Source organism: Paenibacillus sp. J22R98 (assembly GCF_059383835.1).
On record NZ_JBXENW010000003.1, the window covers coordinates 375,881 to 397,904 of the forward strand.

Below are 22,024 nucleotides of genomic sequence, written 5' to 3' on the forward strand. Positions count from 1 at the left end.
GAGTATGGTTGTCGGAATTACAGGAGCGAGCGGCGCGATCTACGGGATCAGGCTGATCAACAGCCTTCTGGAAGGCGGGCTGAACGTACATCTTGTCGTCACCGAAGCAGGTTGGCGCGTATTGAAGGAAGAGCTGGGATGGGATACAACGAAGCGCCAGCTGGCGCTAGCAGCCGTATTTCAAGAAGCGCTGGAAGCAGGCCGGTTGATCCTGCATCCCAATGCGGATATCGGAGCGTCTATAGCAAGCGGCTCTTTTCGAGTAGAGGGTATGATTATTATGCCCTGCTCGATGGGGACATTAGCCTCAATCGCACATGGCATTTCAGATGATTTGATGACACGTGCTGCGGATGTTATGCTGAAGGAAGGACGCAAGCTGATTCTTGTGCCACGCGAAACGCCGCTGCATGCCATTCATTTGGAGAACATGCTGACACTGGCCAAGCTTGGCGTTAAGCTGATTCCGGCGATGCCGGCCTTCTATCACGGACCGCAAACAATCGACGATATCATAAATTTTCTGGTCGGGAAAGTGCTTGATCAGCTTCCGCTGGATCATGATTTGTACAGAAGATGGGGAGATGAACAGCATGGGGCTAAGTCGCCCGATTACAGTCGGTCGCATTGACTATGCGAACGTTTGGCCTATTTTTCATTATGCGGAGGAGCAGCTGCCGCAGGAACGGTTCCGCATTGAGAAGCGTGTGCCTGCAGCATTGAATAAAGCGCTTCGGCAGGGAGAGATCGACATTACCTCGATGTCCTCGTATGCATATGCGGAAAATGCCAGTGAATATTTGTTGCTGCCGGATTTATCGGTTAGTGCAATGGGGCGCGTCAATTCGATACTTTTGTTTCTAAAGAAACCGCTCGAAGAGGTGCTCCAAGGTCGGATTGCCATGACTGCAACGTCTGCAACATCCGTTAATTTGCTCAAAATTCTAATGAAGCTTTATTATAAAGCGGAACCTTCCTATATAACGATGGAGCCTAACCTGGATACGATGCTGGAAGAGGCGGATGCTGCGCTCTTAATCGGGGATACAGCCATTCATGCTTCGTGGGCGAATAAAGAACGAGGCATGGCCGTTATCGATTTAGGAGAGCTATGGCGAAATTGGACAGGATACGGCATGACTTTCGCGCTGGTAGCAGTCCGCAAAGAAATTGCCGCCGCGGATCCGGAAGCAGTTTCGACAGTTCTGCATGCGCTGACGGCAAGCAAGGAGAAAAGCCTCAGCGATTTGCAGCCTCTTATCGATAAAGCATGCGCATTGCTGGGCGGGGAAGCAGCCTATTGGAAACGATATTTCAAGGAGCTGCACTATAACTTCGGAACGGATGAGCAGGCAGGTTTATCGTTGTATTTTGACTATGCGCATCAATTAGGGTTGTTATCGCGCGAGGTTCAAATGCAATTTTTCGCAGACCAATCTGCCCTCAAGGTGAACAAATGAAACTACTTGATATCTACGCCAAAATGAAAAGCGATTTAGATGCGATCGAAAGCCAGCTGGCGCGCAGCGTTACTTCCGAGCATACGCTGCTCACCGATGCTTCGACTCATCTGCTCAAAGCAGGCGGCAAGCGGATTCGTCCCGTGTTTGTGCTGCTTGCTGGCAAGTTCGGCACATACCGCTTGGATGTGCTGCAGAAAATCGCGGTACCGCTTGAACTCATCCATATGGCTTCCCTTGTGCATGATGATGTGATTGACAATGCCGAGACCCGCCGCGGTCAGCTTACGGTAAAATCCAAATGGGATAATCGAATTGCGATGTACACCGGCGATTATATTTACGGCAAGGCGCTTACCATAGTAACGGAGCTTGAAAATCCGCAAATTCATCAGATTTTATCCAAAGCGATGGTCCAAATGTGTATTGGCGAAATGGAGCAAATCCGTGATTTCTTCAATACCGAGCAATCGGTACGCAACTACTTGCTTCGTATCCGGCGCAAGACGGCACTGTTAATTGCAATCAGTTGCCAGTTAGGCGCTGTAGCGGCCGGTGCGGACCGTATGACGGCAAACTGTCTGTATCGGTTTGGGTATAATGTAGGAATGACCTTTCAAATTCGTGACGATCTGCTCGACTTGCTTGGCACCGAGAAGCAAATCGGCAAACCGCCGGGTTCCGACATTAAACAAGGTAATATGACGCTTCCGGTACTGCTCGCGATGCAAGAGCCATCCATTAAAGATGACTTGCTTGTAGAAATAAATAAAATCCGCGAGTCCAATGGAGCAGGTGAAACAAAAAAAGCGTTGAACATAATACGTAAGAGCGCCGGAATTCACACTGCGGATGCCATGGCGACAAGATATATGAATAAAGCGATTGAAGCTCTAAGCGGGCTGCCGAACATTACGGCCAAGAAAAATTTGACGGATATTGCGCATTTTATTGCAAAACGAAACTACTAAAGCGTTTGGGAGGGAATTCAGATGGAAAGAACATTTCTAATGGTAAAGCCAGATGGTGTACAACGCGGTTTGATCGGTGAAATCGTATCGCGTTTTGAGCGTAAGGGGCTAAAGCTCGTTGGAGCCAAATTCATGATGATCACGCCTGAACTGGCTGAACGTCATTATGCAGAGCACATCGGAAAGCCCTTTTATCCGCCGCTTGTAGCCTTTGTGACGTCAGGTCCAGTATTTGCAATGGTTTGGCAAGGGGATAATGTCATCGGTCTTACACGGGCGATGATTGGCAAGACGAATGCGCTGGAAGCAGCACCGGGAACGATTCGTTCCGATTATGCCGTACATACGAACTTCAACTTGATTCATGGATCGGATTCGCCGGAGAGTGCGGCACGCGAAATCGGCATTTTCTTCGCGCCGTATGAATTGGTGGACTACAATCATACGATTCAACAGTGGATTTAACTAACATCAGGCGGCCAAGTGTCTGCGACATCGGGGGAAAACATGATGGAGGACAAGGACTTTTCGCTTTTCATCAAGAAAATCAAAGAAAAAACGGCTATCGATCTTTCCCAGTACAAAGAAGCGCAGATGAAGCGACGTTTGACGACGCTTAGGCAAAAATACGGCTACAATACATTTGCAGCCTATTGGGATGGCCTTGAGAAGGATAAGAAGCTGATGAACGAATTTCTCGATCGGATGACCATCAACGTGTCGGAGTTTTGGCGTAATCCGAGCCGCTGGGAAGCCATGGAGAAGAAGTTTTTACCCGAAGTAATCAAAGGTAGCCCTCGCGTCAAAATATGGAGTGCCGCTTGTTCGACAGGCGAAGAACCATACACGCTATCCATGATCCTGGCAGAGCTCGGCGCGCAGGATAAGTCATCCATTCTTGCAACCGATCTGGACAATATCGTGCTGCAGAAGGCGGCACAAGGTATTTATCAGGATCGATCGATCCGAGAGGTACCACGCACTTATATGAGTAAATATTTTACGAAGCATGATGAAGACAATGTAGCTGTAGTGAATCAACTCAAGCGAAATATTACGTTTAAACAGCAGAACCTGCTTCATGACACCTTTGACACCGGTTTCGATGTGATCGTATGCCGGAATGTCATGATCTACTTCACAGAAGAAGCGAAACATCTGCTCTACCATAAATTTTCGAAAGCGCTTAAGCCCGGCGGACTGCTGTTTGTAGGCAGTACGGAGCAAATTTTCTCGCCGGCCCAATATGATTTCGATTCGGTTGAAACATTCTTTTATCGCAAACGGGCGTAGAAGGGTATATCGTTTTCCATCTTCTCCAATACTAAAGCTATAGATAGTTTGGCAATGGAGGTGCAGCATGGACAAACGTAAAGTTATTGCAGCGTATAAGCGTGGATTCATCACAGTCCAGGAATGCGCCCAAATTCTCGGCATTGATACCAGGCAAATGAATGGTCTCATGAATGATCCGCAGTTGAATGAGGAACCGGATCGTCTGCGCGGCAATCAATCTGTGAATAGTTAGTTTAAAAGAGCTGAAAGCTGCCCTTGTCATGTCTTCTTCGGAAGGTTTGCAGGGCAGCTTTTTTATTGCGAAGTCCTCTAATAGGGGGCGTTCATTTCCTTGTCAAACCGGCGACGCTATACTATAATGAGCAAAGATATTTGGCAGACATACATAACCGGAATATGCGTTTGCGGTGTTCGGGATGAGGGAGGGCTTTACTGTGAGTTTACGTTATTTGACAGCAGGAGAGACACATGGTCCACAGTTGACAGCAATAATTGAGGGGCTTCCGAGCAATTTGCAGCTTGATTTTCAGGAGCTGAATTTCCAATTGCACCGTAGGCAGAAGGGTCACGGCCGTGGCCGCCGCATGCAAATCGAGAAAGATACCGCTAACATTGTCGGTGGTGTTCGTCATGGTAAAACAACCGGAGCGCCTGTAGCTCTGATTGTGGAGAATAATGACTGGAAGCACTGGACATCGGTTATGAACATCGAGCCGATTGAAGGCAGTGACGAAGAGAAACGCCGCGTTCATCGTCCGCGTCCCGGTCATGCGGATTTGAACGGTGGACTTAAATACAATTTGAAGGATTTGCGTAATGTTCTGGAACGCTCCAGTGCCCGTGAAACGGCAGCTCGCGTAGCGGTAGGGGCAGTTGCTCGCCAATTCTTAGCTGCATTCGGTATTAAAGTGGGCGGACAAGTTATTCGAATCGGCGAGATTGAAGCGCCGGCGAATCAATTGCCGCTGGATGAATTAGTCCGTTTGACAGAAGAATCTCCGGTTCGTGTCGTGGATAAGGAAACCGAAGAGAAAATGACCGCTTATATCGATCAAATTAAGGCTGAAGGCGATTCCATCGGCGGAATCGTGGAATGTATCGTGGAAGGCGTGCCGATCGGACTTGGCAGCCACGTACAATATGACCGCAAGCTTGACGGACGAATCGCGCAAGCGGTTATGTCGATCAATGCGTTCAAAGGCTGCGAAATCGGTATTGGCTTCGAAGCAGGCACAATTCGCGGCTCGCAAGTCCATGATGAAATCATGTACTCCGAAGAGCGCGGCTACTACAGGGCGACTAACCGTCTTGGCGGATTCGAAGGCGGGATGACGAACGGGGAACAAATCGTCGTGCGCGGCGTGATGAAACCAATCCCGACGCTGTACAAACCGCTGCAAAGCGTAGATATCGATACAAGAGAACCGTTCACTGCGCAAGTAGAACGCTCAGACAGCTGCGCCGTTCCGGCTGCTAGTGTTGTCATGGAGCATGTTGTAGCCTGGGAAGTAGCAAGAGCGTTTCTGGAGAAGTTCGGCGGCGACTCCATGGAAGAAATTACGGCGAACTACAACAACTACTTGGCACAGCTGAGGAGCTACTAATGAGCGGCGCTCATCGTGAACTGACAGTCGAGCTCGGCGAGCGCTCCTACCCGATTTATATCGGGGAAGGCGTGTTGGATGAAGCAGGTAATCTGTTTGCCGAGCGCGGCATCAGCAAGAAGTCGCCCCTTATGATTATTACAGATGCTAATGTCGCAGAGCGGCATTTGGGTCATCTGACTAATGTGTTAACTTCGGCTGGTTTTACGGTTGTAACAGCTGTCGTACCGGCAGGAGAGGGATCCAAGTCCCTCACGGAATTGGAAAGATTGATTGGCATTGCGCTGGAGCATGGCCTTGATCGCAAATCGGCCATCGTAGCATTGGGAGGCGGCGTGGTCGGTGATCTCGCCGGCTTCGTTGCAGCTTCTTATATGCGCGGCATTAAATTCGTGCAGGTTCCAACGACGATTCTTGCTCATGACAGCAGCGTCGGAGGGAAGGTTGCGGTTAACCACCCGCTAGCTAAGAATATTATCGGTGCCTTTCATCAACCCGAGCTCGTGCTTTATGATTTGAAAACGCTGCAAACCTTGCCTGAACGCGAAGTAAAGGCTGGTTTGTCGGAAGTTGTAAAACATGGACTGATCTGGGATGCTTCTTTCGTGACCTGGTGTGACGAGAATGCCGATAAACTGACAGCACTAGATGCCGATGCGCTCGGCTATGCGCTCTACAAAGGCTGTAGCGTGAAAGCAGCCGTCGTCTCAAAAGATGAGCGGGAGAATGACCTGCGCGCGATTCTTAATCTTGGGCATACCATCGGTCATGCGCTAGAGGCGGTTGCCGGCTACGGAGAGCTTTTACACGGTGAAGCGATAGCGATTGGCATGGTTGGGGCTGCTAGGCTTGCGGTTCGTCTTGGGGCTTCTGAAGAGGTCTATACGGTGACCAAACATGTGCTGCAGCGAGTTGGTTTGCCGGTGCGGCTGCCCGCTCATCTGGCGACGGATGAAATTATGCGCGCGATGATGCATGATAAGAAGTTCCAAGAAGGTACGATGGTCTTTATCGTGCCGACTGCAATTGGCGTCGTGGAAATCAATAAATCGGTTTCGACCTCTCTCATCCGAGAGATCGTGGAACAATTGAAACAGGAGGCCATCTAGAATGAGTGTACGGGGAATACGCGGAGCGATCACGGTCGAATTGAATGAGGAACAGCCGATTTTACGGGCAACGGAGGAATTGTTACATACGATTGTGGCCTCAAATGCCATCGAGCCCGAGGACATCGCCAGTGTATTTATTACGGTGACCGGTGATTTGGATGCTACATTTCCGGCTAGAGCCATTCGCGTGATGCAAGGCTGGGAGCTGGTTCCGCTGATGTGCGCTGTTGAAGTGCCGGTCAAAGGAAGTCTAGCCATGTGCATCCGCCTGCTGGTTTCGGTCAACACGGAGAAGTCGCAGAAGGAAATCGAGCATGTTTATTTAGGCGGCGCTAAGGCACTGCGTCCGGATTTATCGAAATCATAGTAATCGAACGATTGAGAAGCTCATTTTTAAAGGATTGACGGATCCGTTTACGCTGGTGTATAGTGATTTCATACTTGAAGAATGAGCCGAGTTGAGCAGAGTAGTTAGTGAAGTTAGAAGAGATGAGTAGAGCTGAGCTGAGTTTTTAGTGCAAGATTGAGACGAGTGAAGAGATGACGCAGGTCGTAGTTTAGTGCACCCTCTTGGATGGAATCCAGGCTATAGGTGTATCTATTAAGCTACAATCGACGTGATGTTCTATTGCCGTATCAATGCTCATTTTCCATCTTCTGACATGATCACTCCTGCTGCGGCAGGAGTTTTTTTATTTTCCGACAAGGGAGAGATTGGTTATGAATCAGGAGCTTCAAGGGGTTATTCGATTATCAAGCACCTATAATTTAATTCCAATAGTCAGACATGTGATGGCGGATACAGAGACGCCAATTCGTATATTCCAGCATTTCTACAAGGAGCGCCGGGCCTTCTTACTGGAAAGCGTAGAAGGCGGCGTGAAATGGGCGCGTTATTCCTTCATCGGTACCGATCCATTCATGCTCATTCGGGGCAAGAACGGTGAGATGGTTATCGAAGTGAACGGCAAAGAAGAGATTCTGCGCGAGAAACCAATAGAGCTGCTTAAAGCACATTTGCGCTCTTTCCGCAGTCCTTCAATTCCGGAATTGCCGCCTTTCACAGGCGGGGCGATCGGATTCTTCGGCTATGATCTGCTTCAGTATTATGAGAAGCTGCCGCCGCATCGGATTGATGATCTAAATATGAACGATCTGCAATTTATGTTTTGCGATCAGGTTATCGTCTTCGATCATTTCAAACAGCAAATCCAAGTGATCGGGAATGTACATATCCCGAATGCGGCGACTGACAGTGAAATTCAAGCTGTCTATGAGCAAACGGTCAGCCGAATGGAATCAACCATTGAACGGCTGCAGCAGCCACTGCCATCCACATTGATGGCAGCAGGAAGCATTCCGGCTGATCCCGAGCTAGGCGAGGTTTCCTCGAACCTGACGAAGGAACAATTTCTAGCGAATGTCGACAAATCGAAGGAGTATATCCGCGCAGGCGATATTTTCCAAGTGGTGTTGTCGCAGCGGTTCAACATTGAAACCGAGGTTGATCCTCTTCATGTTTACCGTGTTTTGCGAACTATGAATCCTTCGCCTTATATGTACTATCTGAAAATGGATGACGAGGTCATCGTCGGCACATCGCCGGAAGCATTGGTGAAGGTTGATGGTGAACGAGTGGAGACTCGTCCAATCGCCGGAACGCGTCCGCGCGGCAAGACGCCGGAGCAGGATTTGGCGCTTGAGAAAGAACTGCTGGCGGATGAGAAAGAACGCGCGGAGCACTTGATGCTTGTCGATCTGGGCCGTAATGATATCGGACGCGTATCGGAATTCGGTACGGTTCGCTGCGATTCCTATATGGAGATCGAACGTTACTCCCACGTCATGCATATCGTTTCGAACGTATCGGGCAAGCTGCGCGAGGATAAAGATTTCTTCGATGCTTTCGTATCGTGCATGCCAGCGGGTACGGTATCCGGAGCTCCGAAGCTCAGAGCCATGGAAATTATCGCGGAGCTGGAGAACGAAGCACGCGGCGCCTATGCCGGGGCAATCGGCTATCTCGGTTTTGGCGGCAGCCTCAACACCTGCATTACGATCCGCACACTGATCTTCAAGAATGGTAAGGCCTATGTTCAGGCTGGGGCGGGCATTGTTTGGGATTCCATACCGGAGAATGAGTATATGGAAACCGTTAATAAAGCGATGGCTATGCTCAAAGCGGTTCGAGCTGCGGAGGCAATCTTCGCCGTTCCGGATCGCAAGAGCAGCATGATCAATATGGATTACTATGCGGGAGCGAAAGGATGAGCGGGGGCATGGCAGTTACGAATGAACTCATGACAATGCAACGGGCGCTGAACGTAGTGGTGGGCGGGACGAACCTGACGCGGGAAGAAGCGCGCGGCGTAATGGAGATTATTATGAGCGGCGAAGCTTCCGGTGCACAGATCGGCGCAATCGCTACAGCGCTTCGAATGAAAGGCGAAACCAAAGACGAAATTACAGGCTTCGCAGAAGCGATGCGTTCGTTTTCCAATCATGTTCAAACTGAACGAAACAGTCTTCTGGACACCTGCGGTACCGGTGGCTCCGGTATTCATAAATTCAATATTTCGACTGCATCTGCTATCATAGCTTCAGCAGCGGGCGTCCGGGTTGCCAAACACGGCAACCGGGCGATGTCCGGCAAATCCGGCAGCGCAGACACACTTGAAGCGCTTGGTGTCAACATTACATTGTCACCGGAGCTGGCAGCACGCTGCCTGGATTCCATAGGGATTTGCTTTATGTTTGCCCAGCTATATCATCCATCGCTTAAACACGCAGCAGGTCCAAGACGCGAAATCGGTATCCGCACCATCTTTAATATGCTCGGTCCTTTAACGAACCCGGCAGGCGCTGACCGTCAGCTTCTCGGCATTTATGATAAATCCAGAACCGAGACCATTGCTTCCGTATTGGGTGAGCTTGGCTTGAAACGCGCGATGGTTGTAAGCAGCTTCGATGGATTGGACGAAATCAGCATCTCTTCCCCAACGCAAATTTCGGAGCTGCTGGGCGGCACTGTCCGCACGTATACCATCACGCCGGAGGAGCTTGGTTTGACAACTCGCTCTTTAAGTGAGGTCATCGGCGGCGACGCAGCCGAGAATGCACGTATCATCCGCTCGATCTTTAACGGCGATGACTTCGGCGCTTACCGAGATATTGTACTGGCGAACGCAGGAGCGTGTATCTTCGTCGGTGGCGGCGCGGACTCCTTGCAGGCAGGTGTTGCTGTGGCACGGTCCGTCATTGATTCCGGCAAAGCAGCGATGAAGCTTCGGCAGTTGATTGAAACGACAGGAGAGTTGAGTCATGTTTCTTGATAAAATCGTAGCATCTAAACGGAAAGAAGTAGATGATCTGGCGGCCCATTTTTCTATTAAAACGGCTGAACGTCAGATCGCAGAATTAGCGCCTTGTCGAGGTTTCGAGCGCAGGTTAACGTCCGGAACGAAGCGGGATCTGGGCTTAATCGCCGAAGTGAAGAAAGCTTCGCCTTCGAAAGGGCTGATCCGGCCGGATTTTGACCCAGTCGCGCTTGCCCGTATCTACGAGGATGCAGGCACAGACTGTATCTCCGTGTTGACGGACGAGGATTATTTTCAAGGTAAGAATGAGTATTTGACTGCCGTTTCGAAGGCTGTTCATGTCCCATTATTACGTAAAGATTTTACGATCGATCACCGACAAATTTACGAGGCTCGTTTAATCGGTGCAGATGCAATCCTGCTGATTGCCGCTATTCTTCGTCCTTCACAGCTCGCGGATTTCTATGATACAGCCAAATCGATTGGGCTCGATGTCCTTGTAGAAGTTCATGACGAAGAGGAAATGGAATCTGTCCTTGGATTAGGCAAAGCAACGCTGGTTGGCATTAATAATCGGAATTTGCACACATTTGTTACGGATATTAAGACGACGGAGCGATTGATTGGCGTTGTGCCTCCCGGTGTAACGGTTATTAGCGAAAGCTCGCTCTCTTCGCGTGAGGATATTGCGTTTGTGAAAGCTGCCGGTGCGAAAGGCGTATTGATTGGCGAGCATTTCATGCGTCAGCCGGATGTTGGCGCAGCTGTTGAGCTGCTCATGGGACCGGTGAACGCATAATGTCTGCAGCAGGAACTCAACAAGACCATACCAATACCGGTAAATCCAATCCGACACGCATCAAAATATGCGGTTTGCGAGATGCTGCAACAATCCGCGAGATGAACGGGCTTGCCTTTGACGAGATCGGTTTCGTGTTTGCGCCAAGCAAACGTCAAGTGTCTCCTGAGCTGGCCGGATCGCTAATCGAAGAGGCTCGTAAGCTTCATTTGCAAGAGGGTAAAGCTCCTTTGACGGTTGGCGTGTTCGTTAATCCCAGCTTGCAAGAGCTGCAATCGGTTCTGGCTGTTGCTCCGCTCGACGTTGTTCAGCTTCACGGTGAGGAGTCACCTCAGCTATGCGCACAGGTGAAAGAAACTTTGCACGTTCAAGTGTGGAAAGTGTTCTCCGTTAAGGATATCGAGGGAGATAACTCCGCCGGGGCTTCAAGACTTGAAGGTTACGCGGGAGTAGTAGATGGAATTCTCATCGATACAGCCGGCGGAGGCACCGGACAGACGTTTGCGTGGCATGTCATTGATCGGTATGTAGAAGCTGCATCGGCTATCGGCGTACCGCTTTATGTGGCAGGCGGGCTTCATCCGGATAATGTGGTGGATTTGTTAAGTCAGTATTCCCCGAGCGGTGTGGATGTGTCGAGCGGTGTGGAGACAGACGGCTTGAAGGATATACAGAAAATTCGATTGTTTGTGGAAAGGGTGAGAAGCGTATGAACCAAGTCCCGGACGTAAACGGGCGCTTCGGTAAATTCGGCGGACGTTATGTGCCTGAGACGCTCATGAACGCGCTGCTTGAGTTAGAGGAAGCTTACCAGCACTATTCGAAGGATCCGGAATTTATTGCAGAGGTTCGTTACTTATTGACCAAATATTCGGGCAGACCTACTTCGCTGTATCATGCACAGCGGTTGTCTGATCATCTGGGCGGCGCTCAAATCTATTTGAAACGCGAAGATTTGAACCATACCGGTGCACACAAAATCAACAATACGATTGGTCAAGGCGTGCTTGCCAAACGTATGGGGAAAACGAAGATTATCGCCGAAACAGGAGCTGGCCAGCATGGCGTTGCATCGGCTACGGTAGCAGCGCTTCTGGGCATGGAATGTAAAGTGTTCATGGGTGAGGAAGATACGAAGCGCCAAGAGCTGAATGTATTCCGTATGAAGCTCCTCGGTGCAGAAGTCGTTCCCGTTACTTCTGGAACACGTACACTTAAGGATGCTTGTAACGAAACACTTCGCTACTGGGTCAGCCATGTAGATGACACCTACTATATCCTCGGATCTGTAACAGGACCTCATCCATACCCGATGATGGTTCGTGACTTCCAGCGTATCATCGGCGATGAATCCAGAGAGCAAATTCTCAAAGAAGTCGGTCGTTTGCCGGATTATGTCGTCGCAGCTGTCGGCGGTGGCAGCAATGCAATCGGTATGTTCTATCCGTTCATCGGCGACGATGGCGTGAAGCTGCTCGGTGTTGAAGCTGCCGGCCGCGGCGTGGAAACGGAAGAGCATGCGGCAACGATGACGAAGGGACGTCACGGTGTATTCCAAGGCTCGCTCAGCTACGTGCTGCAGGACGAGCATGGACAAGTACAGCCGGCTCATTCCATTTCCGCTGGCCTTGACTACCCGGGCATTGGACCTGAGCACGCATATCTCAAAGATACTGGACGAGCTAATTATGTGCCGATTACAGATGGGGAAGCACTTGAAGGGCTTCAGCTGCTATCGCGTACAGAAGGTATCATCCCGGCACTGGAATCCGCGCATGCCATCGCTGAAGTTATGAAGCTCGCTCCGACACTCAGCCGCGATCAAATTATCGTGGTCAGCTTGTCAGGACGCGGAGACAAAGACGTACAAGCGATTATGGGCTACTTGGGAGGCGACGAAAACCATGGCCATTAATGAAATAGATGCAGCGTTTCAGCGGCTGCGCGAAGAAGGCCGCACCGCGTTGATTCCGTTCCTCACAATTGGCGACCCTGACCTTGGCACTTCTGTGGACATCATTGGCGCACTGGAACAAGCAGGTGCTGATATGGTGGAGCTGGGCGTTCCTTATTCGGATCCGTTGGCGGACGGTCCCGTTATTCAACGCGCTTCCGAGCGCGCTTTGAAGAATGGTCGCGTGACGCTGGTTGATTGCATTCAGGTTGCCGAGAATGCCCGTCAAGCCGGCATCAAACTGCCCTTCATTCTGTTCTCGTACTATAATCCTATACTGCAATATGGACTCGAACGGTTCTTTGGTCTCGTGACCGAGAAAGGCATCAGCGGTTTGATCATTCCGGATTTGCCGATTGAAGAGGATGCCGAGGTTCGCGCAATGGCAGAGGCGGCGGATATTCATCTCATCCCGCTTGTTGCTCCTACGTCCAATGATCGGGTGAAGCGCATTGCTTCCAAGGCACGCGGATTCGTATATTGCGTATCCTCGCTGGGAGTTACCGGCGTTCGCGCAGACTTCCACAGCGGAATCGACGAGTTTCTTGCAACGGTTCGCGAAGCAACAACAACGCCAATCGCGGTCGGCTTTGGGATTTCCAGCCGTGAGCAGGTGGAACGCTTCGGCAAACAGGCCGATGGCGTCATCGTCGGAAGCGCGATCGTTCGCAAGATCGAAGAGGTCGTACCGTTGCTGCAAGCAGAGGATACGAAGCAAGAAGGCTTAGATCAAATCCGTGCATTTGTTCAAGAGCTGCGAGGCTAGTACTTTAATCCGATACCCTTTGGGCTGCCTCCGGCGGTCCAGAGGGTATTTCTTTTGTGAAACGCTTCTGTACATAAAAGCTTAAAAGCGCGAAAGAAAATGGGGCAAAAAGCTTTTAAATGACCACGACTTGTGAGACAATGTTGAAATAGCAATTCTAAACTACGCCACATATACGAGGTGATTATTGGTGCAACCCAAACAAAGTATCGTTCATTTGCCAGTGTACCAACCAGGCAAGCCGATTGAAGAAGTAAAGAGAGAGCTTGGCCTTAAAGAAGTGATTAAGCTCGCATCCAATGAGAATCCGTTCGGAAGCTCCGAGCACGCCAAGGCTGCGATTCAGAATGAGCTTAACAACATTAGCATTTATCCGGATGGCGGAAGCGTCGAACTGACGAACGATTTAGCACGATATCTCGGCGTGACGCCGAAACAGATTATTTTTGGCGCCGGCTCCGATGAAGTTATTCTCATGCTTGCCCGTGCGTACCTAACACCCGGCGACGAGACGATTATGGCGGACGAGACATTCCCGCAGTACAAACATAACTGCGAAATCGAAGGCGCGACGATCATCGAAGTGCCACTGAATAACGGCACGCATGATTTGCCTGCGATGCTGGCTAAAGTTACGGATAACACGAAGATCATTTGGGTGTGCAACCCGAATAACCCGACAGGTACGATCGTACGTAAAGAAGAGCTAGAAGCATTCGTGCGTCAAGTGCCTTCGAACGTAATCGTTGTGCTCGACGAGGCTTATTTTGAATATGTAATGGATGCCGATTACCCGGATGGCATTACACTGCTTCCTGAATTTAAGAACGTCATTGTGCTGCGTACGTTCTCCAAAGTTTACGGACTCGCATCGCTTCGTATCGGTTATGGTGTCGGTCACGAAGAAGTCATTCGCTCGATTAATCAGGTTCGTGAGCCGTTTAACACATCCCGTTTCGGACAAGCTGCAGCTAAAGCTTCACTTGCTGACTTGGAATTCCTAAACAGCTGCAAGGAACGTAATGCGGCAGGCATCCAGTACATGTATGAGCAATTTGACCGCCTTGGTCTAAGCTATTTCGAAGCGCATGGCAACTTTGTTATGGTGGATGTGAAGCTGCCTTCACAGCAGGTATTCGACGGATTGCTGCGCAAAGGAATTATCTCCCGTGCACGCTGGTCGTACTACCCGAATCATATCCGCATTACGGTAGGCAGCCAGGAGCAGAACGAAGCGTTCGTTCGCGCGCTGGAAGAAGTACTCTCAGAAGCGGCGGTGCTGGGTTAACATCATGACGAAAATTGCGATATTCGGCGTCGGTTTAATCGGCGGCTCGCTCGCGCTTTGTTTTAAAGGCAAACCGGGTATAACGGTCGTCGGTCATTCCATACGTGAATCATCCGCAGCCAAGTACCTCGAGAGAGGCGTTGTCGATCATGCGACAACGTCTCTGCGCGAGGCGGCAGAAGGCGCGGATTTTATTTTTCTATGCGTGCCTGTAGGTTCGCTGGAGCAATATGTGCATGACCTAAGCGGGCTCGACTTAAAGCCGGGTTGTATCATTACAGATGTAGGCAGTACGAAAGCATCTGTGGCGGCAACGGCTCGAAATGCTCAGTTAGGCAACGCCGTATTTATCGGAGGACACCCGATGGCAGGCTCGGAGCGCTCTGGCGTAGAAGCGGCCTCTTCCTATTTATTCGAGAATGCTTTCTACGTGTTGACGCCTGATGCCTCAACCACGCAGCGTGATATCGACAAATTGACTGAGCTGCTCACCTACACCAAAGCCCATATTGTACATGTGGGTCCCGAAGAGCATGATGAAATTGTCGGTGCGATCAGTCATCTTCCTCATATTATAGCGGTGGCACTTGTGAACCTGGTTCGCGGCTATAATGACAGCAATTCGCTATACAGCGTACTGGCAGCCGGAGGTTTCCGCGATATTACGCGCATCGGTTCCAGTGAACCGGTCGTATGGCGCGACATTCTGGTGAACAACCGTGACGTGCTGTTAAAGCTGCTGCAAGAATGGCAGGATGGGACAAGCGCCTTCATCGAAATGCTGCAAAACGAAGATGGAGCGGGTATTGAGCAGGCTTTCCGGCAATCCGGACAATTTCGCAGCAAGCTGCCGGAGCGACGCAAGGGGATGATTCATTCCGTTTATGAATGTTACATTGATGTTCCTGACCATCCCGGCATCATCGGCCATGTTGCAACAGAGCTCGGGAACAGTAATATCAACTTGAGCAATATCCAAATTATCGAGAGCAGAGAAGACGTACCCGGTATACTAAGACTCAGTTTCCGTAAGCAAGAGGACTTGGATCTTGCTGTCCACAAACTGGATCAAATTGGATATTCTGTCCATTTTTAAATGAGCTGGTGCTAAAATGAAAACGCTTATTGACAGAATGAAAACGTATACATATAATAAAGGTACAGTATGGTTTCTCTCCACTCCTATCCAAATCCATCGCATAATTTTGCGGGGCCGCCTTATAGGCGGTCTTTTTTTTTGTGCAGAAACCCATTCTGTTGAAACATTCAGCGCGAACGATTCGTTACTAACAGAGAGAACAGTAACAAATGATGTGGCAGCCTTCAAACAGACACTTTCGCAATGTGTATGGAGAGCCGGCTGGCACCTACTATAATGAAGCCTTACTTCTTCAACTCCCACTCGCAATGACTCCCATTTCACGCGGTTGAATCGGATCTTTGTGAAAATTTTACCCTATCTCTCGGACAGCCATGTTACAATCGGTGTAGATTATGTAAAAAAGTGGGTCTAAGCATTATGTCGAAAGAAGCAGGATTTTCGGTTTATATACCGAAATAATTAATGAATAATGCGAGGAAACATTTTTTTGATGATCGCGCAACTTTTCACTCTCGTATCGGTACAATATATTACCGAACCGGGAGCACTCCTAAGGCCAAGGAGGGTCGCCCGCGATGACGGATTCCCAGCTTATACGCGAAATCAAAGATGGTAACATACAGCTATATTCCGAATTGATGCGGCGCTACCAACGTAAAATCCTTGCCTTCATCTACCACATGTTAAAGAGCGCAAAGCTCGAGCTTCTGGCAGAGGATTTATGCTCGGAAACGTTTTACAAGGCGTACCGTAGTCTGCACTCATTCCGGGAAGTTGATGCTTCCTTCTCTACATGGTTATATACCATTGCACGAAATACGGTACTTAGCGAATTGCGCAAGCAGAAAGCAGGCAGCGTATCCTTTGACGAAGTCGGATACATCCCTATCGCACCGCCGGAAGCCGTTCCGGAGCAGCGTTTGCTGCAAAGCGAGCGGATGTCCATGGTTCGAGATGCGATTAACAGCCTGCCGGAGAAACAGCGATCAGCCCTTATATTACGGGAGTATGACCAATTGGATTATCAGGAAATCGCCAATATCCTCGGTCAAACCGTAAGCTCCGTAAAGTCGCTCCTGTTTCGTGCACGCAGCAGTGTCAAAGTACAGCTTGAACCGTATTTCGGCGAATCGCCAATGCTGGAGGAATACGAGGGGATGAAAATGCGATGAAGTGCCTCGAAGTACAACAATCGTTTGGCGTCTATTGGGATTTATCCGAAGATGATAGCGAACGAAAGTCAGTCAACGAACATCTTCTGACCTGCGAGACTTGCAGGGAAGAATTTCGTGTGTGGGAAGAAAGCGAGCAACTAATCAAGTTCTTCTCCGATCATTCCGATGAAATCGGCCCGATCGATCATTTAAATACCGGGGTCATGGACCGTATTTATACGGAACAATCCTGGTATATGCCTGTTGCTAATCGCAGCTACCAATTCACCAAATCATTCCGCAGGAATGTGACGGCGATTATTGCATGCTGCATGGCGATGTTCGTTTCCGGACTTTTCTACTTGTTGAAGGGAATCGGAGATTCCTCTTCGGTTGAGGTGGCAAAGCTGACAGGATTGCTCGAAACAGCCAACGCTGCCAGCGACAGTTCCGTCATCAGCGCCGACTTCTACGCAGATGTTCCTGTTGCCAGCATTAGCGATCCAATCGTATTGAATATAGTGCCGACGGTACCGCAATACTATGTGGCGTTATCGTTACTCGGCATTATTATTACTCTGCTTATTCTCAATTGGTTCTCCCGTACGCGGAATTAGCCAATACGTCTACATATACGATGACTTCTCAGTGAAAGAGGGAATTAATGTTGCGGATCGGACTCATACGCCATGGTAAGACAGACTGGAATGGACTTGGCAAAATCCAAGGACAAACCGATATTCCGCTAAACAGTGAAGGAATCAGGCAAGCCCAAGCACTGGCTTACCGTTTGCTGCATGAACCGATGAAATGGGATGCTGTCGTTTCCAGCAATCTGTCCCGTGCGGTCGAAACCGCTCGAATCGTTGCTGACACACTGGGTATTCCGTTATTGCCGGGTGATGCGAGACTTCGCGAACGATTCTACGGCGAGATTGAAGGAACGACAGAGCCTGAGCGTCTGGCCAAGTGGGGGCCGAACTGGAAACGATGCGACTGCGGACAAGAAAGTGATGCTTCCGTTCGAGAACGTTCTCTTGCATTCGTTGAGGAAGCCGCAGCTGTGGTACCTGCCAGAAACCTGCTTGTCGTGACTCACGGCAGCCTGCTTGCCCAGTTACTGCAAGCGATGTGTGCTGAACTGGCGGACAAACCGATTCACAATTTATCTTTCTCCATCCTGGAGCGGGAAGGGGCAGCCTGGACACCGCTGCTTCATAACTGCACGCTTCATCTCGAGCAGCTTCAACAAAGCTGACAATATCGATGTAACATGTAAAGACAGCCACTGACCAAGAATTATAAGGTCGGTGGCTTTTTTTATCTCAGGAGGTTATAAATTTCGCCAATGTTCCCATAATGGTAGTAAACCTGCAAGCGGGGCCGGGAACGGAGGTTTGATAGATGAATTTAGCGGACATGCTTAGCTACGCAGACATTGGCCAGCTGAGCCGGATTGCGACAACCTATCAATGTGAGTGCAATGGAAACTCGAAGAATGATTTGATTCAGTCTATTTTGTCCACGGTGAATCGCAGGGATGTATTTGAAGCACAGATCGGGGCTATGAAGCTAGAAGATCTCCGATTTATCAATTCCCTCTTGTTTGATGCTAGAGATGCGTTCAGTTTGGAGGAACTGATTGCACGCGTACAGCAGAGTAGATTCAGCAGCCCAGGAGCAGATACGCAGACGGAAACCGGGACTAGCCAAGCCGTTGCTTCAATTGAAACAGTGGTTGATCCCAAGAAAAGTCGTACTTCCAAAGCCAATGCCAAGGCCAAGCCGACCAGCAAGACCAAAGCAGCCAAAGAGAAACAACTGCCTGAACCTGGGCCGAGAGATACGATTTCGAGGTTTAAACAATACGGGTGGTTGTTTAACGGATATGCCGGACCAGACCGTTATTTATTCCAGGTTCCGAGTGATTTGAAGGAACGGTTTAAAGAAACGATGGAACGCAGGCTTATCTCGCAAGTTACGTATACGGACGAAGAGCCGCATGCTTACCGGGATGAGCAAATGTTAATGGGGGACGATGTCTCTCAGCTTCTGACCTACATTCACTTGAACGAAATCTCGCTGACATCTGAGGGCAACATGTATAAACGGAATGTATTGCAGCTGCTTGAGCTGTTTGGGGTGAAGGAACCACTTCCGGGCAAAGGGGAATGGCGCTTTGGCTACGGACGAAGAATCAAGGAATATCCGAGCCGGATGTCGCTGCTGTACGACTATTGCTACTATAAAGGTTGGATTACAGAAACCGAAACGATGCTTGTATTGACTCCGGCAGGCAAAGAAAGACAAGCAGCGAAAACACCGGAGCCGCCGGACAAGCTATATCAATTCTGGCTTAGACTCTACAAAGGCCCAATTCCTAATATTCGGGCGATCGTACATTGGATTGATAAGCTCGGCAGCCGCTGGGTCAAAGCCGAAACCATCATGAGTACGCTAACCCCTTATATCAAACCTTTCTATTATGATCAGCCCGAAACGATTCTGGAACAGCGGCTGATTAGCATGATGATGCATTTGGGTCTTCTCAGAATTGGGGAGCATGCCGAATTTGGACAAGTGATTCGCATGACTCCGCTGGGCAGGACGATAGTAGCGGGGCAAAGTATTGACGATGAAGCGATTGTTCTGAACCGTTAGCAAGGCAATTGTACGGGAAACGGTAGGCATGAGCACATTCATGACCCGAAGAGGGCCATCGTCCTTAGCGGAGTTCATTGTGATGAATATGATTTAGTAGAGCCGGTTCGCTCAATGATGGGGTTTACACAGATGGAACCCACCTATACGCTTTCACTTATTCGCCTGCGGGAATCGTCACAACTTAAGACAAGAAAGACGATCGGCCTTGATCAGCAATAGACGATGGAGAGCGGCTAACGTAAGGAAAGGAATATAGGATCTCTTAAACGCAGTGTTGGAGGTGTATCCTATGGACAAAATGAAAGTATCGTACGAAGTGATGCTCGGGCTTGCCGCAGAAATGTTACTTGATGAAGCTGTACTCAAATTCCGTAGGGATAAGCTTTATCAAGCTATTGATCAGGCGCTTGCCTCCGGCGACAAGGATAAATTCCGTCGCCTGACCGACGAGCTGAAATCTTTATACGCATAATCAAGCAGCTTTGCATGCTGCCTAAAGCCAAGTCTGCAGTCCGCTTCGGAGATAATCCGATAAGCGGCTTGCGGGCTTTTTTTTGTGGAGGTATGATAGGTTAAATGCTAGAATACCCTAAGTACGTTTGACGCATGCTTATGATGAAGGAATGGTGAGAAGAATGAAATTCAGCGAACTAAGCGCTGAGCAGTGGGCGGAACTGCAGCCTTATCTGGACACAGCAGTGCTGCCTGTTACAGGACTAACGGGAGCCGAAATGCCTTATGAAGCAACCGCTGCACTGGAACGGCTTCGAGATGTGCTAGATTTAATCGAAAACCCGTTCAAAGGAAGAATCGTTACATACCCGGCTTGTCAATACGGCGAATGGACGCCGGCATTCATAACTCAGCTTAAAGGAATTTGTGACAATTTACGCGGAATCGGTTTCAAACATGTCATCATTGTCACTGCATTTCATACCGCAAGTGAGGGTGTTGAAACTGGCGCAGACCTGATCATCCAGCCTGTCGAAAGCGGTCTAATCCCAGGCGCAGCCGCGGTTAGCGACGCTGTTCGTACGCTCTGGCTCGGAAGGGCGTAGCAATCTTATGCTGCTATGGCATCCTATTGCATAAGGTGACAGCTCTTGGGGAAAAACAAATGCCAGACAAGGTCAATTGTGACAAAATGATAACAAATCTAAGAAGCGTTTTTGAACTGAACAGCAAATTGCCCGCCATATTCTTGACGCTCCAAATCACCTAGGCTATTATAGGTAATGTCCTAGTTCATCATATGTTTTGCCTTCTCCGGCAGAACACAAGATATGGCTCAGCAAAGGGGGTAGAACAGAAGATGAGTAACCATGAACAACACAATAATTCGCATCGCCCGGTGAAACAGAGGGGAATGTCAAGACGTCAATTTTTGTCGTATACGCTCGGAGGCGCAGGCGCATTCATGGCTGCAGGCATGTCACTTCCGATGATACGTTTTGCGGTTGACCCGATTTTGAAGAAAAAGGCCGGCGGTACATGGATTAAAGTTGTCGAGGCAAGCAAGCTTACAAACGAACCTCAGGAATTTAAATTCAAAATTCACCAGGTTGACGGATGGTATGTCAGCGACCCGGAATTGACAGCTTGGATTTCCAAGGATGATCAAGGAAAAGCATTCGCGCTTTCTCCGGTATGTAAACATTTGGGCTGCACCATTGGCTGGAACACAGAGAAAAACAATGAATATGTTTGTCCATGTCATGGAGCACACTACACCAAAGACGGTAAAAACTTGGTCGTAGCACCAAAACCACTCGACGAATACGATTTGAAGATCGAGAACGAGTGGGTATATCTTGGACCGGTTAAAGCAAATACACGGGTATAAGGAGGCGTAAGCTCAGATGTTAAAAGGTGTATACAACTGGATCGATGAACGTCTTGATATTACGCCGATGTGGAGGGACGTTGCGGACCATGAGGTTCCGGAGCACGTTAACCCTGCTCATCATTTCTCCGCATTCGTGTACTGCTTTGGCGGATTGACGTTTTTCATCACAGTCATTCAAATTCTGTCAGGTATGTTCCTGACGATGTACTTCGTACCGGATATTATCAATGCCTATAAGAGCGTTGACTATCTCCAGCACAAAGTGGCATTCGGCGGTATCGTTCGCGGTATGCATCACTGGGGTGCATCACTCGTAATCGTCATGATGTTCCTGCATACGCTTCGCGTATTCTTCACAGGTTCATACAAGGCGCCGCGCGAAATGAACTGGGTTGTCGGGATGTTGATTTTCTTCATCATGCTTGGCCTCGGATTCACAGGCTACCTGCTTCCTTGGGATAACAAAGCCTACTTCGCGACGAAGGTTGGTATCCAAATCGCGGAATCCGTACCGTACATCGGTACATATATCAAAGAACTAATGCAAGGCGGCGAGATCGTAGGCGCTGAAACGTTGACGCGCTTCTTCGCTATCCACGTCTTCTTCTTGCCAGGCGCATTGCTTGCGCTTCTTGCGGCACACTTCTTTATGATCCGGAAGCAAGGTATTTCGGGACCACTATAAGCCGAA

At 49.4% G+C, this 22,024-nt stretch carries 25 protein-coding genes; all 25 read left to right on the forward strand.

What is annotated here, in order from left to right; genetic code table 11:
- Nucleotides 1-4 precede the first annotated feature (4 nt).
- Complete coding sequence (locus AC50Y3_RS11845; RefSeq protein WP_494819234.1) at nt 5-631, forward strand: UbiX family flavin prenyltransferase; 627 nt, start codon at nt 5-7, stop codon at nt 629-631.
- Nucleotides 594-1,460: a menaquinone biosynthesis protein gene (locus AC50Y3_RS11850; protein WP_494818947.1), complete on the forward strand. Its 867-nt coding sequence runs from the start codon at nt 594-596 to the stop codon at nt 1,458-1,460. Before AC50Y3_RS11845 ends, AC50Y3_RS11850 begins: the two co-directional genes overlap by 38 nt.
- Nucleotides 1,457-2,431, forward strand: a complete 975-nt coding sequence (hepT, locus tag AC50Y3_RS11855; protein WP_494818948.1) for a heptaprenyl diphosphate synthase component II — start codon at nt 1,457-1,459, stop codon at nt 2,429-2,431. The genes AC50Y3_RS11850 and hepT overlap by 4 nt, the downstream gene beginning before the upstream one ends.
- A gap of 21 nt (nt 2,432-2,452) precedes the next feature.
- Nucleotides 2,453-2,896 carry a nucleoside-diphosphate kinase gene (gene ndk / locus AC50Y3_RS11860; RefSeq protein WP_494818949.1) on the forward strand — a complete coding sequence of 148 codons (444 nt, stop codon included), beginning with the start codon at nt 2,453-2,455 and terminating at the stop codon, nt 2,894-2,896.
- A 45-nt stretch (nt 2,897-2,941) separates the two neighbouring features.
- Nucleotides 2,942-3,724 (forward strand): CheR family methyltransferase, encoded by a 783-nt coding sequence (locus tag AC50Y3_RS11865; protein WP_494819235.1) that lies wholly within the window; start codon nt 2,942-2,944, stop codon nt 3,722-3,724.
- A gap of 67 nt (nt 3,725-3,791) precedes the next feature.
- Nucleotides 3,792-3,959 carry a hypothetical protein gene (locus tag AC50Y3_RS11870; RefSeq protein ID WP_177245828.1) on the forward strand — a complete coding sequence of 56 codons (168 nt, stop codon included), beginning with the start codon at nt 3,792-3,794 and terminating at the stop codon, nt 3,957-3,959.
- Between the two features lie 202 nt (nt 3,960-4,161).
- Nucleotides 4,162-5,331 carry a chorismate synthase gene (gene aroC, locus AC50Y3_RS11875; protein WP_090976721.1) on the forward strand — a complete coding sequence of 390 codons (1,170 nt, stop codon included), beginning with the start codon at nt 4,162-4,164 and terminating at the stop codon, nt 5,329-5,331.
- A complete protein-coding gene (gene aroB / locus AC50Y3_RS11880) occupies nt 5,331-6,440 on the forward strand; it encodes a 3-dehydroquinate synthase (RefSeq protein WP_494818950.1) in 1,110 nt (369 codons plus the stop codon). Before aroC ends, aroB begins: the two co-directional genes overlap by 1 nt.
- A 1-nt stretch (nt 6,441) precedes the next feature.
- The gene (gene aroH, locus AC50Y3_RS11885; protein WP_091218988.1) at nt 6,442-6,810 is read left to right on the forward strand and encodes a chorismate mutase; all 369 of its coding nucleotides are present in this window, start codon (nt 6,442-6,444) and stop codon (nt 6,808-6,810) included.
- A 353-nt stretch (nt 6,811-7,163) separates the two neighbouring features.
- On the forward strand, nt 7,164-8,714 hold the full coding sequence (gene trpE / locus AC50Y3_RS11890; RefSeq protein WP_494818951.1) for an anthranilate synthase component I: 1,551 nt from the start codon (nt 7,164-7,166) through the stop codon (nt 8,712-8,714).
- Between the two features lie 8 nt (nt 8,715-8,722).
- Complete coding sequence (gene trpD / locus AC50Y3_RS11895; protein ID WP_494818952.1) at nt 8,723-9,775, forward strand: anthranilate phosphoribosyltransferase; 1,053 nt, start codon at nt 8,723-8,725, stop codon at nt 9,773-9,775.
- Entirely contained in the window at nt 9,765-10,559 is a 795-nt protein-coding gene (trpC, locus tag AC50Y3_RS11900) for an indole-3-glycerol phosphate synthase TrpC (RefSeq protein ID WP_494818953.1), read from the forward strand. The genes trpD and trpC overlap by 11 nt, the downstream gene beginning before the upstream one ends.
- Nucleotides 10,559-11,272, forward strand: coding sequence for a phosphoribosylanthranilate isomerase (locus AC50Y3_RS11905; protein WP_494818954.1), 714 nt, complete (start codon nt 10,559-10,561; stop codon nt 11,270-11,272). Before trpC ends, AC50Y3_RS11905 begins: the two co-directional genes overlap by 1 nt.
- Nucleotides 11,269-12,474 carry a tryptophan synthase subunit beta gene (trpB, locus tag AC50Y3_RS11910; protein ID WP_494818955.1) on the forward strand — a complete coding sequence of 402 codons (1,206 nt, stop codon included), beginning with the start codon at nt 11,269-11,271 and terminating at the stop codon, nt 12,472-12,474. The genes AC50Y3_RS11905 and trpB overlap by 4 nt, the downstream gene beginning before the upstream one ends.
- Entirely contained in the window at nt 12,470-13,279 is an 810-nt protein-coding gene (gene trpA, locus AC50Y3_RS11915; protein ID WP_494819236.1) for a tryptophan synthase subunit alpha, read from the forward strand. The genes trpB and trpA overlap by 5 nt, the downstream gene beginning before the upstream one ends.
- 190 nt (nt 13,280-13,469) lie before the next feature.
- Nucleotides 13,470-14,567, forward strand: coding sequence for a histidinol-phosphate transaminase (gene hisC, locus AC50Y3_RS11920; RefSeq protein ID WP_494818956.1), 1,098 nt, complete (start codon nt 13,470-13,472; stop codon nt 14,565-14,567).
- Nucleotides 14,568-14,571: 4 nt separating this feature from the next.
- The gene (locus AC50Y3_RS11925; protein WP_494818957.1) at nt 14,572-15,663 is read left to right on the forward strand and encodes a prephenate dehydrogenase; all 1,092 of its coding nucleotides are present in this window, start codon (nt 14,572-14,574) and stop codon (nt 15,661-15,663) included.
- A gap of 581 nt (nt 15,664-16,244) precedes the next feature.
- Entirely contained in the window at nt 16,245-16,841 is a 597-nt protein-coding gene (locus AC50Y3_RS11930; RefSeq protein ID WP_090976703.1) for an RNA polymerase sigma factor, read from the forward strand.
- On the forward strand, nt 16,838-17,440 hold the full coding sequence (locus AC50Y3_RS11935; RefSeq protein WP_494818958.1) for an anti-sigma factor family protein: 603 nt from the start codon (nt 16,838-16,840) through the stop codon (nt 17,438-17,440). Before AC50Y3_RS11930 ends, AC50Y3_RS11935 begins: the two co-directional genes overlap by 4 nt.
- A gap of 50 nt (nt 17,441-17,490) precedes the next feature.
- Nucleotides 17,491-18,081, forward strand: a complete 591-nt coding sequence (locus AC50Y3_RS11940) for a histidine phosphatase family protein (RefSeq protein WP_494819237.1) — start codon at nt 17,491-17,493, stop codon at nt 18,079-18,081.
- 146 nt (nt 18,082-18,227) lie between these two features.
- A complete protein-coding gene (locus AC50Y3_RS11945; RefSeq protein ID WP_494818959.1) occupies nt 18,228-19,484 on the forward strand; it encodes a hypothetical protein in 1,257 nt (418 codons plus the stop codon).
- A 292-nt stretch (nt 19,485-19,776) separates the two neighbouring features.
- The gene (locus AC50Y3_RS11950; protein ID WP_090976696.1) at nt 19,777-19,959 is read left to right on the forward strand and encodes an IDEAL domain-containing protein; all 183 of its coding nucleotides are present in this window, start codon (nt 19,777-19,779) and stop codon (nt 19,957-19,959) included.
- 163 nt (nt 19,960-20,122) lie between these two features.
- The gene (locus AC50Y3_RS11955; RefSeq protein WP_494818960.1) at nt 20,123-20,545 is read left to right on the forward strand and encodes a DUF2487 family protein; all 423 of its coding nucleotides are present in this window, start codon (nt 20,123-20,125) and stop codon (nt 20,543-20,545) included.
- Nucleotides 20,546-20,799: 254 nt separating this feature from the next.
- On the forward strand, nt 20,800-21,330 hold the full coding sequence (locus tag AC50Y3_RS11960; RefSeq protein WP_494818961.1) for a QcrA and Rieske domain-containing protein: 531 nt from the start codon (nt 20,800-20,802) through the stop codon (nt 21,328-21,330).
- Nucleotides 21,331-21,346: 16 nt separating this feature from the next.
- Complete coding sequence (gene qcrB, locus AC50Y3_RS11965) at nt 21,347-22,018, forward strand: menaquinol-cytochrome c reductase cytochrome b subunit (protein WP_090976689.1); 672 nt, start codon at nt 21,347-21,349, stop codon at nt 22,016-22,018.
- Nucleotides 22,019-22,024 lie beyond the last annotated feature (6 nt).

Bases quoted from the DNA above. Each gene is read 5' to 3' on its own strand.
- AC50Y3_RS11950 (WP_090976696.1), top strand. From the start codon at position 19,777: ATGGACAAAATGAAAGTATCGTACGAAGTGATGCTCGGGCTTGCCGCA.
- AC50Y3_RS11935 (WP_494818958.1), top strand. From the start codon at position 16,838: ATGAAGTGCCTCGAAGTACAACAATCGTTTGGCGTCTATTGGGATTTA.
- trpC (WP_494818953.1), top strand. From the start codon at position 9,765: ATGTTTCTTGATAAAATCGTAGCATCTAAACGGAAAGAAGTAGATGAT.
- AC50Y3_RS11960 (WP_494818961.1), top strand. From the start codon at position 20,800: ATGAGTAACCATGAACAACACAATAATTCGCATCGCCCGGTGAAACAG.
- AC50Y3_RS11925 (WP_494818957.1), top strand. From the start codon at position 14,572: ATGACGAAAATTGCGATATTCGGCGTCGGTTTAATCGGCGGCTCGCTC.
- AC50Y3_RS11865 (WP_494819235.1), top strand. From the start codon at position 2,942: ATGGAGGACAAGGACTTTTCGCTTTTCATCAAGAAAATCAAAGAAAAA.
- AC50Y3_RS11905 (WP_494818954.1), top strand. From the start codon at position 10,559: ATGTCTGCAGCAGGAACTCAACAAGACCATACCAATACCGGTAAATCC.
- AC50Y3_RS11845 (WP_494819234.1), top strand. From the start codon at position 5: ATGGTTGTCGGAATTACAGGAGCGAGCGGCGCGATCTACGGGATCAGG.
- AC50Y3_RS11955 (WP_494818960.1), top strand. From the start codon at position 20,123: ATGAAATTCAGCGAACTAAGCGCTGAGCAGTGGGCGGAACTGCAGCCT.
- aroH (WP_091218988.1), top strand. From the start codon at position 6,442: ATGAGTGTACGGGGAATACGCGGAGCGATCACGGTCGAATTGAATGAG.
- ndk (WP_494818949.1), top strand. From the start codon at position 2,453: ATGGAAAGAACATTTCTAATGGTAAAGCCAGATGGTGTACAACGCGGT.
- AC50Y3_RS11850 (WP_494818947.1), top strand. From the start codon at position 594: ATGGGGCTAAGTCGCCCGATTACAGTCGGTCGCATTGACTATGCGAAC.
- AC50Y3_RS11930 (WP_090976703.1), top strand. From the start codon at position 16,245: ATGACGGATTCCCAGCTTATACGCGAAATCAAAGATGGTAACATACAG.
- aroB (WP_494818950.1), top strand. From the start codon at position 5,331: ATGAGCGGCGCTCATCGTGAACTGACAGTCGAGCTCGGCGAGCGCTCC.
- trpD (WP_494818952.1), top strand. From the start codon at position 8,723: ATGGCAGTTACGAATGAACTCATGACAATGCAACGGGCGCTGAACGTA.
- AC50Y3_RS11945 (WP_494818959.1), top strand. From the start codon at position 18,228: ATGAATTTAGCGGACATGCTTAGCTACGCAGACATTGGCCAGCTGAGC.
- trpB (WP_494818955.1), top strand. From the start codon at position 11,269: ATGAACCAAGTCCCGGACGTAAACGGGCGCTTCGGTAAATTCGGCGGA.
- hepT (WP_494818948.1), top strand. From the start codon at position 1,457: ATGAAACTACTTGATATCTACGCCAAAATGAAAAGCGATTTAGATGCG.
- qcrB (WP_090976689.1), top strand. From the start codon at position 21,347: ATGTTAAAAGGTGTATACAACTGGATCGATGAACGTCTTGATATTACG.
- trpE (WP_494818951.1), top strand. From the start codon at position 7,164: ATGAATCAGGAGCTTCAAGGGGTTATTCGATTATCAAGCACCTATAAT.
- AC50Y3_RS11870 (WP_177245828.1), top strand. From the start codon at position 3,792: ATGGACAAACGTAAAGTTATTGCAGCGTATAAGCGTGGATTCATCACA.